The sequence below is a fragment of the Micromonospora sp. NBC_01699 genome (genome assembly GCF_036250065.1).
In the GTDB taxonomy this organism is placed as follows: Bacteria; Actinomycetota; Actinomycetes; order Mycobacteriales; family Micromonosporaceae; genus Micromonospora_G.
Window position 1 is genome coordinate 3,581,555 of sequence record NZ_CP109199.1, and the last position, 15,318, is coordinate 3,596,872.

The 15,318-nt window shown below is 70.5% G+C and carries 14 protein-coding genes and 1 pseudogene; 8 read left to right on the forward strand and 7 right to left on the reverse strand.

Translation table 11 applies throughout. The annotated features are described in order from the left end of the window. Window positions 1-22 precede the first annotated feature (22 nt). Window positions 23-1,204: a nuclear transport factor 2 family protein gene (locus OG792_RS15550; protein ID WP_329110345.1), complete on the reverse strand. Its 1,182-nt coding sequence runs from the start codon at window positions 1,202-1,204 to the stop codon at window positions 23-25. A gap of 23 nt (window positions 1,205-1,227) precedes the next feature. Here OG792_RS15550 and OG792_RS15555 point away from each other — a divergent pair, with 23 nt between their 5' ends. Further along, on the forward strand, window positions 1,228-2,229 hold the full coding sequence (locus OG792_RS15555; protein WP_329110346.1) for a LysR family transcriptional regulator: 1,002 nt from the start codon (window positions 1,228-1,230) through the stop codon (window positions 2,227-2,229). Here the strand turns inward: OG792_RS15555 and OG792_RS15560 are convergent, their stop codons facing one another. Continuing rightward, window positions 2,230-2,718: a hypothetical protein gene (locus tag OG792_RS15560; protein ID WP_329110347.1), complete on the reverse strand. Its 489-nt coding sequence runs from the start codon at window positions 2,716-2,718 to the stop codon at window positions 2,230-2,232. A gap of 360 nt (window positions 2,719-3,078) precedes the next feature. On the opposite strand from OG792_RS15560, the gene OG792_RS15565 reads away from it, so the two are divergent. Both OG792_RS15565 and OG792_RS15570 read left to right on the forward strand, forming a co-directional pair. Continuing rightward, window positions 3,079-4,251, forward strand: coding sequence for an alanine--tRNA ligase-related protein (locus OG792_RS15565; RefSeq protein WP_329110348.1), 1,173 nt, complete (start codon window positions 3,079-3,081; stop codon window positions 4,249-4,251). A gap of 131 nt (window positions 4,252-4,382) precedes the next feature. Further along, window positions 4,383-6,077, forward strand: a complete 1,695-nt coding sequence (locus tag OG792_RS15570) for an NB-ARC domain-containing protein (RefSeq protein ID WP_329110349.1) — start codon at window positions 4,383-4,385, stop codon at window positions 6,075-6,077. A gap of 61 nt (window positions 6,078-6,138) precedes the next feature. Here the strand turns inward: OG792_RS15570 and OG792_RS15575 are convergent, their stop codons facing one another. From OG792_RS15575 to OG792_RS34710, 4 genes and pseudogenes are all read right to left on the reverse strand, one after another. Then, window positions 6,139-6,654, reverse strand: a complete 516-nt coding sequence (locus tag OG792_RS15575; protein ID WP_329110350.1) for a 2'-5' RNA ligase family protein — start codon at window positions 6,652-6,654, stop codon at window positions 6,139-6,141. A 36-nt stretch (window positions 6,655-6,690) separates the two neighbouring features. Further along, a complete protein-coding gene (locus tag OG792_RS15580; protein WP_329110352.1) occupies window positions 6,691-7,629 on the reverse strand; it encodes an ion transporter in 939 nt (312 codons plus the stop codon). Window positions 7,630-7,807: 178 nt separating this feature from the next. Then, window positions 7,808-8,260: a tetratricopeptide repeat protein gene (locus tag OG792_RS15585; protein WP_329111280.1), complete on the reverse strand. Its 453-nt coding sequence runs from the start codon at window positions 8,258-8,260 to the stop codon at window positions 7,808-7,810. Further along, window positions 8,260-8,376, reverse strand: a pseudogene (locus OG792_RS34710) (hypothetical protein); the annotation flags it as partial. The pseudogene OG792_RS34710 and the gene OG792_RS15585, both read right to left, overlap by 1 nt. A 687-nt stretch (window positions 8,377-9,063) precedes the next feature. Between OG792_RS34710 and OG792_RS15595 the strand changes: the two are divergent. Then, a complete protein-coding gene (locus OG792_RS15595; protein WP_329110355.1) occupies window positions 9,064-10,071 on the forward strand; it encodes an FAD-dependent oxidoreductase in 1,008 nt (335 codons plus the stop codon). Here the strand turns inward: OG792_RS15595 and OG792_RS15600 are convergent. Further along, window positions 10,068-10,994, reverse strand: coding sequence for a shikimate dehydrogenase family protein (locus OG792_RS15600; protein WP_329110357.1), 927 nt, complete (start codon window positions 10,992-10,994; stop codon window positions 10,068-10,070). The genes OG792_RS15595 and OG792_RS15600 overlap by 4 nt on opposite strands. A 177-nt stretch (window positions 10,995-11,171) precedes the next feature. Between OG792_RS15600 and OG792_RS15605 the strand changes: the two genes are divergently transcribed. The 4 genes from OG792_RS15605 (at window position 11,172) to OG792_RS15620 (ending at window position 15,311) form a co-directional block, all read left to right on the forward strand. After that, on the forward strand, window positions 11,172-11,312 hold the full coding sequence (locus tag OG792_RS15605; RefSeq protein WP_329110358.1) for a hypothetical protein: 141 nt from the start codon (window positions 11,172-11,174) through the stop codon (window positions 11,310-11,312). Then, a complete protein-coding gene (gene mmsA, locus OG792_RS15610; RefSeq protein WP_329110360.1) occupies window positions 11,309-12,856 on the forward strand; it encodes a multiple monosaccharide ABC transporter ATP-binding protein in 1,548 nt (515 codons plus the stop codon). The genes OG792_RS15605 and mmsA overlap by 4 nt, the downstream gene beginning before the upstream one ends. After that, window positions 12,853-14,151, forward strand: coding sequence for a multiple monosaccharide ABC transporter permease (gene mmsB / locus OG792_RS15615; protein ID WP_329110361.1), 1,299 nt, complete (start codon window positions 12,853-12,855; stop codon window positions 14,149-14,151). Before mmsA ends, mmsB begins: the two co-directional genes overlap by 4 nt. A 62-nt stretch (window positions 14,152-14,213) precedes the next feature. Then, window positions 14,214-15,311: a sugar-binding protein gene (locus tag OG792_RS15620; RefSeq protein ID WP_329110363.1), complete on the forward strand. Its 1,098-nt coding sequence runs from the start codon at window positions 14,214-14,216 to the stop codon at window positions 15,309-15,311. The last annotated feature ends 7 nt before the right edge of the window (window positions 15,312-15,318 follow it).

Consider the following 15,318-nt stretch of genomic DNA (forward strand, 5'->3'; position numbering starts at 1 on the left):
CCGCCACACCCACATGGGTCCTCTACGTTGGTAGGCCAGCAACCGAGGAGTGCCGGTGGTAGGCCTTGTTGGCGATGCGCCAACCGTCGTCGACGCGGACGAGCAGGAAGATGTCGGTGAAGGTGTCCGCGCCGTGCCAGAGCGTCATGGTTGCGGTCGCGACGGTGCCGAGGACGTCGACGGAGTCGATGCGGCGAGAGCGGATTGGTTCGTCCGGGGCTGGGTGGCCGTGGAAGAGAGCGCAGTATTCGTCCAGGCCCCACGGGGCGAATGCGCCGTCCCGAATTCCCTCGATATGCGCGGTGGGCAGGAACGCGTCGCGGAAGTGCGCGGGGTCTCCGGTGGCGTGTCCGCGGATGTAGGCGCGTAGCGGTTCGAGCACGGCGTCGTCGACGGCGGGGACGGTGGCGGCAACGGCGATGTCGGCCTGCTGGCCGGCGGGGGTGTCGGCTATCAGGCCGACCGCACTGCGCAGGGGAGTGTTCGACGCGGCGGCCAGCAGTGCCATGTCCTTGACCAGCGCGCCGATCGTGAACTCGGCCGTGGCGGCGGCCGGCTGGTTGGTGAGGAAGGATCGTTTGCGGGAGACAAGCCCACCGAGCTGGCCCAGTTCGAGGATGTCCAGCGCCTGGGCACGGGGCAGGCCCAGGGCGTCGGCTTGCCGCAGTGAGTCGCGTAGCGCGAGGACGGCGCCGGCGAGGCTGTTGTTGGCGACCAGCTTGAGCGCGGCGGCGGTGGAAGCCTTGTCGATGCGCCGCACGGTGCCGAGCGCTTCCAGGACCGGTCGGACTCGGTCTAACGCGTCTTGGTCGGCGGCGGCGAGAATCTGTAGCGCGCCGGCGGCCGCGGCGGGCACGGAGCCGAGCACGGGAGCGTGGACGTAGGACGGGCCGAGTTGGCGGGCCAGCCTCGTCGCCTCGGCGGGAGCGATGGTGCTGGTGTTCAGCACCACCGCTCCCGCTCGCAGCGAGCCGCGGACATGGTCGACAACCTGCTGGCAGGCCGCCCCGTCGAACAGCGCCAACAGCGTGATGTCGGCCTTCGCCACGGCGGCGTTCGGATCGCCAGTCGTCTCGACAGCGCCTGCCGTACGCCCGGAGCGGGTCCAACCGACGACGTTCCAGTCGTGGTCGGCGAGTCTTGTCGCGATCGCGGTGCCCATGCGGCCTAAGCCGAGAACGGCGATCGTGTGCGGTTTGGACATGCGTACCAGGGTGAGACATCGCGATGGCTGCGAGAAGCGCAGATCTCGCAGGACGGCCCTGCGGCATGCGCATACCAGTCCGTCATACTCGTGCCATGGATTTGGCGGTGTGTCATACCTTCGTGACGGTTTGCCGCCTCGGCTCGATGTCGGCGGCCGCCGCCGAGCTCCACCACACACAGTCAGCCGTTTCTCGACAGATTGCCGGGCTGGAGCGCCAGCTCGGCGTGCCGCTGCTGCAACGACACCCGCGCGGCGTGCGTCCGACGGCCGCCGGCGAGGTGTTCCGTCACCACGCCCTGGCCGCGCTCAACGAGATCGACCGCGGCGTTCGCGCGGTACGGGCCGTTCGTGACGGAACGCTCAACCGCCCACTGACCGTCGGCGCCACGCCATCTCTGGCAGCCGGGATCGTACCCGCGGCGATCCGTCGCCTGATGGACACGGCCGGCCCCCTCCGATGGAGTCTGCTGCCCGCGCTGAGCGCACAACTACACGACCGCGTGATCGCCGGCGACCTGGACGTTGCCGTCGTCACCGACGCGCCACCGGGGCTGCCCGACGATCCGCGTCTGGAACGACGACTTCTGGGTACGGACGAGATGGTCGTCGTCCTGCCCTCCGACCACCCGCTGGCCGGCACCGACCCGGTACGCATAGCGGCGCTGGCCGACCAGACCTGGGTCGAGGACAACGACGGCTCGGCGACACTGCTACGCCAGCACGCCGCCCGCGCGGGAGTCACCGCCCGCATCGACCTCACCGCGGCCGACCTGCCCGGCAAGGTCGCCCTCGTCGCAACCGGCCACGCCATCGCACTGATACCGGGGGCACTGACGTGCGCGCTGCGAACTGACGTCACCACGGTGAGCCTCGTCGACCCCCCGACCCGCGGCATCTACACGATCACCCCACGCCGCGACCCACACCCATCCGCCGCCCCGCTGCTCGACCAGCTCACGCTCGCCTTCGGCCCGACGCTGACGGCGACCGTTCCGGTGATCAGCGGCGGAGCGGCGCGCTGATCAGCGGCGCCGGGCCGGGGCGGTGGCCCGGTCGAGCAGGGTCAGCGTCGCCACGGCGGTCAGGCTGTAGGCGACGTACGGCAGGGCGTCCTCGAACCAGTCCCGGGCCCGCCAGCGGCGCGGGTTCGTCACGCCCAACGCCGCCATCGGCCCGTCGGCGACCAGCATGCCGCCCAGGCCGATCAGTCCCACCGCCACCGGTGGTGCCGGGCGCCGTCGCGCGGTGACCGTCGCGAACAGGGCCACGGTCAGCACCCCGTTGGCGAACCCGAGCAGGGGGCCCAGACCGGCCCGGCGGTTCGCGGCCCGGTCCTCGGGCCCCAGACTGAGCTGGGCCCGCTCCATGAGTCGCTGCACTGTCCGTTCGTGGCTGTTGCTCATCGGCCGGGCCCGGACGACCACGTCCAGGTTGCTGACCAGTTCGCGGGCGAGGGTGGCGGCGGCGCCGGCCAGGATGCCGTTGGTCAGGTTGGCCAGCGTACGCGCCATGAGACCCCCTCGACTCCCGGTCCGGCCCGCGCCCACCGCGCGGTACGACGTGAGCCACTTACCCGCCCTGTTCCGCCGCATTCCTGGTCGCCGGCTGGCGTCGTACCGGGAAAGTCGCCGGGTGGCGCCGCCGGGAAAGCGCTGGGCGGTGATCCCGCGCGACGGTAGAGTCGGGCACGTGGAGATTCCCCGTCGGAACACCGCCGCGACCGCACGAGCTACCAGCTCGTCGGTTGCCGCCGTCTGATCTCCCGATTCCCCGCCGGCGACCGGAAACGGTCCGCCGGTGCGTCGACTCTTCGCGGCTCGCCCCGCCTCGGTGGCCCTTTCCGGTCGTCCCGACCCCGGAAGGCCACCGCCGTGACACCCGAGCAGATTGTCCGCATCTTCGTCGACTACTACCGCGAGCGGGGGCACCTGTTGGTGCCCGACACCTCGCTCATCCCGCCGCCCGGCGATCCGGTGCTCTTCACCACCTCCGGGATGCACCCACTGACCCCGTACCTGGAGGGTCTCGCGCATCCGCTCGGGCGGCGTCTGGTGGACCTCCAGCGTTGCCTGCGCACCACCGACCTGGACGAGGTCGGCGATCCCACCCACCTGACCGTGTTCGAGATGCTCGGGTCGTGGTCACTCGGTGACTACGGCGGTGCGCAGAGCCTGCGCTGGGGCTACGACCTGCTGCACGAGGGCTTCGGCATCGAGCGGGACCGGCTGCACGTCACCGTGTTCGGTGGCGACGACCGGGTCGGCCCGGACACCACCTCGCTCGCGACCTGGACCGAGCTCGGCGTACCGGTCGAGTTGACCCGCGAGGAGAACTGGTGGTCGAACGGGCCGACCGGACCCTGTGGACCCGACTCCGAGATCTTCGTCTGGACCGGGTCGACCCCGCCGCAGGGGTCGCCGGGCACCGACAACCGGTGGATGGAGGTCTGGAACCACGTCCAGATGCGCTACCGACGGTACGACGACGGCCGCCTCGAACCCCTGCACCAGCCCAACATCGACACCGGCATGGGACTGGAGCGAATGGAGATGGTCCTGTCCGGCAACGGTTCGGTGTTCGAGGGCGACGGCTTCGAGCCGTGGGTGCGTACCGTCTCCGGGCTGTGGGGACTTGACCGGGAGTCGTTGCGCCGGGTCTGCGACCACCTGCGGGCGAGCGTCGTGGTCATCGGTGACGGCGTACGCCCGGCGAACACCGGCCGGGGGTACGTGCTGCGCCGGCTGATCCGCCGGGTGCTCACCACACTCTGGCGCGACGATCCGGTGCGGAGTCTGTCCGATCTGCCCCCGGAGCCGTTCGAGCACACCCTCGACCGGTTCCGCCAGCGGGTCGACGTCGGGGACCTGCGCGACCTGCTCTCCGACGAGGAGCGGCGGTTCCGTGGCCTGCTCGGGCGTGGGCGGCCGCTGGTCTCCCGGACGAGGTCCCGCGGCCCGCTGACCGACGCCGACTACCACTGGCTGCACGACACCCACGGGTTGCCCAGGGAACTGGTCGACGGCCTGCTCGGGGAGGCGGACTGAGAGTCACCGGCGCGGGGATTCGAGTACGCAGCGCAGCGGGCTCCGGCACATTCCGTGGCGTCCGGCAATGATTCCGGACGGAGTCTGGACACTGCGGATGTTCGACGCCCGGCGTCGCCTAGCGTCGGGGAATGGCACATGAAGAGCCGCTGGCACTGTTCGCGGCCCGGTTGCGTGAGTTACGCGCGGAATGCGGCGAGCCGTCGCTGCGGGAACTGTCGGCGTACATGAAGGAGGGCGGTCGGACGTTTCCCCGGTCGACCGTCGGTGACAAGCTCGCCGGGGTTTCGAAGCCGTCGTGGGAGTTCGTCGAGGCGTACGTGAGCACCTGCGCCCGCCTCGGCGGCTGGCCGGCGGACCTGGAGCACTGGCGGGTGTCGTACCGCAGGCTGTTGCGGCAGTTGGCGGAGCGGCGGTCCGGCCACCGCCAGGCGGTGGCCGCGCAGGTGGAACTTGCCGGCGCGGACCCGGCGGCGCGGGCCGAACCCGGTCTGGTCCCGGCCGCGGACCCGCCGCGGCAGCTCCCCGGCGACGTCCCCGCCTTCACCGGCCGCGAAGCCGAATTTGTCGCCCTGGACGACCTGCTGACCACCTCGGCCGCCGCCGGGTCGGTCGCGGTCGTCTCCGGTACGGCGGGAGTCGGCAAGACGGCCCTGGCGGTGCACTGGGCGCACCGGGTCGCCGCCGCCTTCCCCGACGGGCAGCTCTACCTCGACCTGCGCGGGTACGACGCGGAGGCGCCGGTGACACCGGTCCGCGCGCTGGAGGGGTTCCTGCACGCGCTGGACGGCGCGCGGGCCCAGACCTGGGGCGGCGTGGACGAACTCGCCGCCCGGTTCCGGTCGGTGGTGGCCGGGCGGCGGATGCTGCTGGTGCTGGACAACGCCGGCTCGGTCGACCAGGTCCGCCCACTGCTGCCCGGTACGGCGTCCTGCTTCGTGCTGGTCACCAGCCGGGACCGGCTCACCGCCCTGGCCGTCCGGCACGGGGCGCGGCGGGTGGAACTGGACCGGCTGTCGCTGGCCGAGTCGCTGCGCCTGCTGGGGGCGCTGGTCGGACCACGGATCGGGACCGAACCCGACTCCGCCGCCGTGCTCGCCCGCCGGTGCGCCCAGCTTCCGCTGGCCCTGCGGATCGCCGGTGACCTGGCCGCCGCCCGCCCGACGGCCCCGCTGGCGGATCTCGCCGACGACCTCGCCGACGAGCGGCACCGGCTGGACCTGCTCGACGCGGGCGGCGACGAACGCACCGACGTACGGGCGGTCTTCTCCTGGTCGTACCGGCGGCTGGATGCCGGGGCGATGCGGCTGTTCCGGTTGCTCGCCCTGCATCCGGGTGACTTCGACCGGTACGCCGCCGCGGCGCTCGCCGGACTCGACCCGGCCGAACTGCACCGGCCCCTGGAGACGCTGCTCCGGACCCACCTGGTCCAACGCGTCGACGGCGATCGGATGGAACTGCACGACCTGCTCCGCGCGTACGCCCACGAACTGCTCGGCGACGACGAACGCCGCCGGGTCGAGGTGCTGGTCGACTACTACCGGCACACCGCCGTCGCCGCACTGGACGTGGCCTCGCCCGACGACGACCGGTACGACTGGCTCAGCCGGGGCGGATACTCGGGTGCGCTGCCGCCGTTCCCGAGCGCGGAGGTGGCCCGGCGCTGGCTGGACGCGGAACGGTCGAACCTGATGGCGGTGACGGACTACGCCCACCGGCACGAGCGCTGGGACGAGACCCGTGAACTGTCCGCGATGCTCTGGCGCTACCTCGATCTCGACCCGGTGCCCGACGGTGGGCACCCGCTGCTGTCGTACGCGAGATAGCGGCGGGGGCCGCGACACCCGGCGGAGCACCGGCGCGTGGCGGGCTGTCGACGGTGGTCGGTCAGCCGAGCGGGTGGACGATGTCCCGGGCGTGGTCGGCGACGGCCGCCCCGACGACGGTGGCCTCCAGCGGCAGCACCTCCAGGCACCGCCGTACGGCCGCGGCCATCAGCGCGTTCGGCACCCGCATGGAGAGGGTGCAGTGCGGTACCCACCGGCCCGGTTGGTAGTGCTCGGCGAGGACCACGCCGGCAGCGGCCAGCCGGGCGTGCACGTCGGCGTGATGGGCCAGCATCTCCGGGGTCGGTGTCGGGCCCAGCCACAGCACCCGCCCGACGAACTGTCCGGCGTGCTCGAACGACATCCGCAGCGGTGCCGCCACGACCATCCCAGTCAGGGCGTCGGCCACCCGTACCGGGTCGAGACGCGGCGCGACCGCGAGCGAGACGTGCGGGCGGTGCCGCTGACCCAGCAGCGACCGCAGGCTCTGCACGCCCTCGGACTCCAGGGCGTCCCACAGCGTCCGGATCCGCCGGGTGGCGTCCGGGTCCAGATACAGTTCGAGCGCCGCGACCACCGGGTCACGATAGTGGTCCGGTGATCAAGCCCGTGTTCAGGTCCGGTTGCCGGCCGTACGCCGGGCCTTCGACCGCCGTCCGGCGCCGCGGCCCGGCTCCCTTCCGGCTGGTGGTTGCCGCTGACCGCCGCGAACGTCCTCGGGGTGCCGCTGGCCAACCAGCTCGGCCTCCAGGGCGTCCAGCGCGGTCCGCAGCTCGCGCAGCCGTTCACCGATGGCCCGCGCACTCTCCGGTGGATCCGGCTTCGGGTCCGGGGCGGGCGGGGCCGGCGGGTGCCGGTCGGCGACCCGTCCGGCGGCCGGCTCCGCCTGGTGGGCCTCCTCCAACGCCTTGAGTACGATGCCGATCAGCAGGTTCGTGAGCAGGTACGACGCCACGATGATGTACGACGTGTAGTAGGGGATGCTCCATTCGGAAACCAGCCGACCGGTCTCCAACGCGTCCGTGATTCCGTCCAGCGAGAGCAGCAGGAACAGGGTGAGCATCGCCCGCCCGACGGTGCCGTACCGGTCCGGCTGGGCCTCGCCGAAGGTCATCCAGCCGACCATCGCGTACAGGTAGACGGTCAGCGTCGCGATCAGCAGGAAGCTGCCCAGGCCGGGCAGGCTGCGCAGCACCCCGCCTATGATCATCCGTAGGCTGGGGAAGAGCCGCACCGCCCGTACCACCCGGGCGAGCCGGAACAGTCGCAGCAGGGTGACGTTCTCCCGTACGCCCGGCAGCAGGGGTGCGCAGACGACCAGCAGGTCGAAGACGTTCCAGCCGTCGCGGAAGAAGCCGCGCGGCGCGCGGAGGTGCGCGCCGAACCGCAGGCCCAGCTCGACCGTGAAGCAGGCGAGGCAGGCGTACTCGACGGCGAGCAGGACACCGCCGGCCCGGTCCAGCGCCCGGTCGTAGGTCTCGACCCCGAGCACAATCGCGTTGACGATGATCACGCCGAAGGCGGCGGCGTTGAACCAGTCCGCGCCCACCACCCGCCCACACCAGCCTGCCACTCGTGTCCTGACGGCAGCCGGAACCTCGTTCACGCCGAGCACTCTCCCCTGTGGATCAGCCTGTCGCGGGGCAGCCTACCCAGGTTGACAGCCATCGTTGACTTCTCCGGCTCGGGCCCGGCGACAGCGGCGCCGGACGAACCGGTGCAGGGGGTGATCAGCAGGCGGCCGGGCGGTGGACCCGGTCGGGCCACCCCGCCCCCGACCCGGCGGGCACCGGCGGGCTCGGGGTCGTCGGCGGTGGACCCGGCCGGTGCACCTTGGCCCGGACCTGCTCGGCGTCGGGATGACCGAGCGCGTCGAGGATGTCGAGCGATCCGAGCCAGCAGTGCCGGGCGGCCTCCGGGTCGCCCGCCGCCTGCTGGCTGTCCCCGATGTGGGTGAGGGTGTCGGCCTCGTAGTAGCGGTGACCCACGGCCCGGAACAGGTCGACCGCCCGGCGGTAACACGCGATGGCCTGACGATGGTTGCCCAGATGGTGGTGGGCGTAGCCGAGGCTGTCCCAGGTGTTCGCCTCGCCGAACCGGTCGCCGACCGACCCAGCAGGACCAGGGCGCGTTCGCAGTGCCGCAGCGCCTGCCCGTGGTCGTGCAGCTGGGCGTACTGCCAGCCGACCGAGTTCAGCGCGCGGGCCACCATGGCAGTGTCACCGACGGTCTCGAACAGGTCGAGGGCCCGCTGCGCGTGGACGAGCGCCTGCCGGTGACATCCCTGACGGGAGAACACCCAGGCGATGCTGCGGTCGGTGCGCGCCTGACCGGCCGTGTCGCCGAGTTCGCCGTACAGTCCCGCCGCCCGAACCCGATTTTATGGGCCAGGACAACCGTGGCGTAACCGCTCCGGACGGCTCAGTCGGACACCGGACCATAGCGGGTTTCAGCGTCGCGTCGACACCCCTGTGTGTCCCCTGTGAGATTCGGGAACAACGCCGGCAAGCGGCATCGCCCGTACCATTCACGGATCTCCACCGATTCCGGATCCCGACCCGGGAAAGTCGTCATGGTTCTCCGAATCGGATCGTGGTCACCACACCCTCCCACCCATCCTGACCAGCACCCCCGCCCGCCGCAAGCACCCCCGCCACCAATCGCCGACGACGCCGCCATCAACTCCATCACCAACCACCGGATCTCCGTCCACACCGCTAACATCCAGAACATCCACACCGACGCCCCCATCCAGACGAAGGTCCACAACCCAGCGATGACAGTCCCATATATGTGTTGCCTGCAAATGGAGCACGGGTGTATTCAGACGGCGCCCTCCTCCCTCCTCCTCCCTCCTCCCCTCTCCTCGTCGATCTAGGGCAAATACGTGCTAGTTGATCTCTAAACACACGTATTCGCCCTAGATCGACGAGGAGAGGGGTGGGGAGGGGAGGGAGGAGGGGCGCGAGGGGGGGAGGGGGAGGGGGTGGACGTGCGGGGGTGGTGGGGGTTGGGTGGTGGGGTGGTGGTTGATGTGGTGGTTGTCGGGGGTGGGGTGGTTGGGCTTACCTGTGCGGTGCGGTTGCAGGGGGAGGGGGCGCGGGTGGCGGTGGTGACGGCGGACGAACCGGCGCGGACGGTGTCGCGGATCGCGGCGGCGGTGTGGTATCCGACCCATACCGAGGGTGATCCACGGGTGCTGGACTGGGCTCGGCGTACGTTCGACGAACTGTCCGAACAGGCGCGCCGGGCGGTGCCCGGGGTGGTGATGCGGCCGACGAGGATGCTGCTGCGCGGCGGGGACGGATCGTTGCCGTGGTGGGCTGCCGCCGTACCGGATTTCCGGTCGACCGCGCCGACCGGCCCGGCCGGCGGCCACCTCGGCGAGTGGCGGTTCACCGTGCCCTCGGTGGAGATGGGACCCTATCTCGACTGGCTGCTCGGGCGGTTCACGGTGGCCGGCGGGGTGCTGCTGCGGCGGCGGTTGGCCCGTCTCGCCGACGTCGCGGAACTGGCCCCGGTGGTGGTCAACGCCACCGGCCTGGCGGCGGGGGTGCTGGCCGGCGACGACGCGGTTCATCCGGCCCGTGGTCAGATCGTCCTGGTCGGCAACCCCGGAGTGCACGTCTCCGTACGGGACGAGGACAACCCGGCCGGGATGACGTACGTCCATCCGCGCAGCGAGGACGTGGTGCTCGGCGGCACCTTCGAGCGCGACGTGTGGGACACCACGCCGGACGAGGCCACCGGGCGCGCCATCCTGGACCGCTGCGTCGCCCTGGTGCCGGAACTGTCCGGCGCCCCGGTGCTGGCCCAACTGGTCGGGTTGCGACCGGCGCGGCACGGCGGCGCGCGGGTGGCGATCGACCCCGTCGGGCTGCCCGGCGGACGCCGGTTGGTGCACGCCTACGGGCACGGTGGGGCCGGCGTCACCCTCGCCTGGGGCTGCGCCGACGAGGTGGTCGAGCTGTGCCGTGGGCCGGTAGCGGGCTAGCGCCGGGGCTGCGCCGGCGCGGTCGTCGCGGGTTGGTTCCGCCGCAGCGGCGCGGCGAGCGCGACGAACCGGTCGGCCGTGTGCGCCTCGCCCGGCAGGTCGAGGATCGGGCCGAGTGCCGCCGCCCAGCCGTGGCAGAACAGCTCCCAGCCGTCGTGTACGGCCAACCCGTCGTCGGCCCGCCGCGCCTGTCGCAACATGGCCAGGTCACCCCGGTAGTTCAGATCCCACACGACGGCACCGGACGGGAATCCGGCGACCGGCGACAGTGGACTTCCGGGGCGGTCCTTGCCCAGCCCGGTGGCGTTGACCACGAGCGTTCCGGCCGGGCTCCGTTCGACCGGGCCGTCCCACGGCCCGGCGCCGACGTGTATGTCCAGACCGACCCGCCGGGCGGCCGCCCACGGGCCGAGGACCGATCGCAGGTGGTCGGCGGCGGCGTGGTGCCGGTCGGTGAACACCAGCCTGGCCGGCGGGACCGGGCGGTCCAGCAGATGGCGGCCGAGGGCGATCGCGGTGCCGCCCGCGCCGAGGCAGACGACCTGTTCGCCGTCGGGCCAGATCCGGTCCACCACCCGCCCGACCGAGATCGGGTCGCGGGCGAAGCCGACCAGGCCGTCGGATCCGCGGCGCAGCGCGTTGACCTCACCGCACTCGGCCGCCACCGGGTCGAGCCGGGCGAGCAGGTCGCCGGCGGCGGCCAGCAGGGCCACCTTGTGCGAGGTGATGACCGCGCCGAGCGCCGTGTCGTCGCGGGCCAGCTCCGCGACCAGGTCGCGGTAGGTCTCGGCGGGCGCGGCCAGCGGTACGTCGCGGCACCGCAGACGTACGTCGAGACCGAGGTCGGCGAGCCAGACGGGGAACGCCTGGTTGACCATGGACTGGGCGGTCGACACCCCCACGAACCACACTGTGGACGTCACCGGCCAATTATGACCTTGCCCGGTCCGCCGGCCCGCTGAGAGAGCGCGATCCGGGGCAATGAGCACGGGAACCAGCCGCTACGGTAGAGCGCGTTCACGTGTTGCGGAACGCCTTCGACTCACATAGTTTGCTTCCGCAACCGAACGGCTGATGCCGATCTCTTCACGGAGGCGACGATGGCGTTGGTGACATGGCGCGGCACCCTCCGGGCGGGTGTGCGCGGGTCCCTCCGGCTGCCGGGGCGGGCCCATCCGGTGCCCCCGGCCGCCCTGCACGCGTACGCGTCGGTGGACCTGACCGGGGAGGTGCGGCGATGAGTGATGCCCCGATCCTGCTTGAAATGCGCTCGATCACCAAGGAGTTTCCGGGTGTCCGGGCGCTCGCCGACGTGAACCTGGTGGTCCGGGCCGGTGAGATCCACGCGATCTGCGGTGAGAATGGCGCCGGGAAGTCGACCCTGATGAAGGTGCTCAGCGGCGTCTATCCGTACGGCAGCTATTCCGGTGACATCGTCTACCGCGACGCCGAGTGCCGGTTTTCCGACATCCGGGCCAGCGAACACGCCGGCATCGTGATCATCCATCAGGAACTGGCGCTGGTTCCCGGCATGTCCATCACGGAGAACCTCTTCCTGGGCAACGAGCCGCGCCGCGCGGGCGTGATCGACTGGAAGGTGGCGAACCGCCGGGCGCTGGAGCTGATGGCGCAGGTGGGTCTGCGGGAGGACCCGGACACCCTGGTCAAGGACATCGGCGTCGGCAAGCAGCAGCTCATCGAGATCGCGAAGGCGTTCGCGAAGGACGTGAAGCTGCTCATCCTGGACGAGCCGACCGCTGCCCTGAACGAGGCGGACTCGCAGCACCTGCTGGACCTGCTGCGCGGGTTCCGGGAGCGGGGCATCACCTCGATCATCATTTCGCACAAGCTCAACGAGATCGAGCAGATCGCCGACTCGATCACCATCCTGCGCGATGGTCGGAGCATCGAGACGCTCGACGTCCAGGCGGAGGGGGTCAACGAGGACCGGATCGTCCGGGGCATGGTCGGCCGGGAGTTGAGCAGCCGGTTCCCGGACCACACCCCGTCGATCGGCGACGTCTTCTTCGAGGTACGCGACTGGACCGTCCGGCATCCGATCTCGGCCGAGCGCCTGGTCTGCAAGGGATCGAGTTTCACCGTACGACGCGGTGAGATCGTCGGCTTCGCCGGGCTGATGGGTGCCGGGCGGACCGAGTTGGCGATGAGCGTGTTCGGCCGGTCGTACGGCACGTACCTGTCCGGGCGGGTCTTCAAGGACGGTCGGGAGATCGTGCTGAGGTCGGTGTCGGACGCGATCGACCACGGGCTCGCGTACGTCAGCGAGGACCGCAAGTCGATCGGCCTGAACCTGCTCGACGACATCAAGACCTCGATGGTCTCGGCCAAGCTCGGCAAGGTCTCCACCCGTGGCGTGGTCGACCGGGTGAAGGAGTACCGCGCGGCCGAGGGCTACCGGACCGGGCTGCGGGTCAAGGCCCCGAGCGTCGACGAGGGGGTCACCAAGCTGTCCGGCGGCAACCAGCAGAAGGTGGTCCTGGCGAAGTGGATGTTCACCGACCCGGACCTGCTGATCCTCGACGAACCGACCCGCGGCATCGACGTGGGTGCCAAGTACGAGATCTACGGCATCATCCAGCGGCTCGCTGACCAGGGCAAGGGCGTCGTCATCATCTCCTCGGAGCTGCCCGAGCTGATCGGCCTGTGTGACCGCATCTACACGGTGTTCGAAGGAACCATCACCGGCAACCTCGACAAGCGGGACGCGGACCCGGAGACCCTGTTGAAGCAGATGACCTCAGCGAAGAAGACGCAGACGCCATGAGTCGAATCCGAGACCTCCGGAAGTCCCTGTTCGGCGGGACGACCTCGAACGCCCGGCAGTTCGGGATGATCTTCACCCTGGTGGCGATCGTCCTGCTGTTCCAGATCCTGACCGACGGGCTCACCCTGAATTCGGGGAACCTGATCTCGCTGGTGAGTCAGTACTCGTACATCCTCATCCTGGCCATCGGGATGCTGATGGTGATCGTCGCCGGCCACATCGACCTCTCCGTGGGCTCGATCGCCGCGTTCGTCGGCATCGTGGTGGCGAAGGTCATGCAGGACTACTCCGTCCCGTGGTTCGTCGCGATCCTGATCGGCCTGGGCGTCGGTGCCCTGATCGGCGCCTGGCAGGGATTCTGGGTCGCGTACGTCGGGGTGCCCGCGTTCATCGTCACGCTCGCCGGCATGATGCTGTTCCGGGGCGGCAACCAGTTCATCGGCAACGCCGACACCATCCCCGTACCCGAGGGTTTCAAGGTCATCGGTGCCGGTTTCCTGCCCGAGGTCGGTCCGGGGACCGGCTACAACAACCTCACCCTGCTGCTCGGGCTCGCGGCCTGTGTGGCGGTGGTGCTCCGGGAGTGGCGGCTGCGTCGGACCCGGCGGGAGATGGCGGCCGAGGTCGCGCCGATGTGGATCTCGGCCCTCCGGGTCGCGGCCGCGCTCGGTGTGATCGTGTACGTGACCATGCGGTTCGCCGGCGGCCGGGTGGGCACCAGCTTCCCGATCTCCGGAATCATCCTCGCCGTCCTGGTGCTCGCGTACTCCTTCGTCACCCGCAACACCGCCGGGGGCCGGCACATCTACGCGGTCGGCGGCAACGCGCGGGCCGCCGAGCTGTCCGGGGTGAAACTCCGGCGGGTCAACTTCTTCGTGATGATGAACATGTCGGTGCTCGCGGCGCTCGCCGGCATGATCTTCGTCGCCCGCTCCGCCGCGTCCGGCCCACAGGACGGGTTGGGTTGGGAGCTCGACGCCATCGCCGCCGTCTTCATCGGTGGCGCGGCGGTCTCCGGTGGACTCGGCACCATCAGCGGTTCGATCGTCGGCGGCCTGGTGATGGCCGTACTCAACAACGGCTTGCAGCTGATGGGCGTCGGGTCGGACCGGGTCCAGATCATCAAGGGGCTGGTGCTGCTGCTGGCCGTCGCGCTCGACGTTTACAACAAGAACCAGGGACGGACCTCGATCACCGGCGCGTTCATGCGCCAGTTCCGCCGGCAGACAGCCACCGGGCCGGCGTCCGTGTCCGAGACGGGCTCCGAGCCCGCGAAGACCCCGGTGGCCGGCTGACGGTCACCGCCGACGGGGCGGAAGACATCTGCCCCGCTCACTTCGAAGAAGGGCCACCACCCATGCGTAAGTTCCTCGCCAGGAGCGTCGCGCTCAGCGCCGTAGCCCTGCTGGCGCTCACCGCCTGCTCCGAACGTGAAGGCTCCGACTCCGGCTCGACCGGGTCGGAGAAGGGCTTCGCCGCCGACGCGCTGATCGGTGTCGCGCTGCCGTCGAAGACCTCGGAGAACTGGGTCCTCGCCGGTGACCTGTTCACCAACGGCCTGAAGGAGGCCGGCTTCCAGTCCGACGTGCAGTACGCCGGCGCCTCCACCACCGTGGCCGACCAGCAGTCGCAGATCTCGGCGATGGTCACCAAGGGCGCCAAGGTGATCGTCATCGGCGCGACCGACGCCGCGCAGCTCGCGACCCAGGTCGAGGCGGCGAAGAAGGAGGGCGCGGTGGTGATCGCGTACGACCGGCTGATCACGAACACCAAGGACGTGGACTACTACGTCGCGTACGACAACTTCAAGGTCGGTCAGCTCCAGGGCGAGGCGCTGCTCAAGGGCATGAAGGAGAAGAAGCCGACCGGCCCGTACACGATCGAGCTGTTCGCCGGCTCGCCGGACGACAACAACTCCGGGGTGTTCTTCAACGGCGCGATGGACATCCTGAAGAAGGAGATCGACGCCGGCAACGTGGTGGTCGGCTCCGGCCAGACCGACATCAAGCAGGTCGCCACCGAGGGCTGGAAGGCCGAGAACGCCCAGCGGCGGATGGACTCGCTGCTCACCTCCAGCTACAGCAGCAAGACCCTGGACGGCGTGCTCTCGCCGAACGACACCCTGGCCCGCGCGATCATCACCTCGGTCAAGGGTGCCAACAAGCCGCTGCCGGTGGTGACCGGGCAGGACTCCGAGGTCGAGTCGGTCAAGTCGATCATGGCGGGCGAGCAGTACTCGACCATCAACAAGGACACCCGCAACCTGGTCAAGCAGACCATCCAGATGGTCAAGGACCTCCAGTCCGGGAAGGACGCCCAGGTCAACGACGCCAAGTCGTACGACAACGGCGTCAAGGTCGTCCCGGCGTACCTGCTCGCGCCGCTGATCGTCACCAAGACCAACGCCGTCGAGGCGTACGCCAACGACCCGAAGCTGGCCCCGCTCACCAAGTAACACCCGA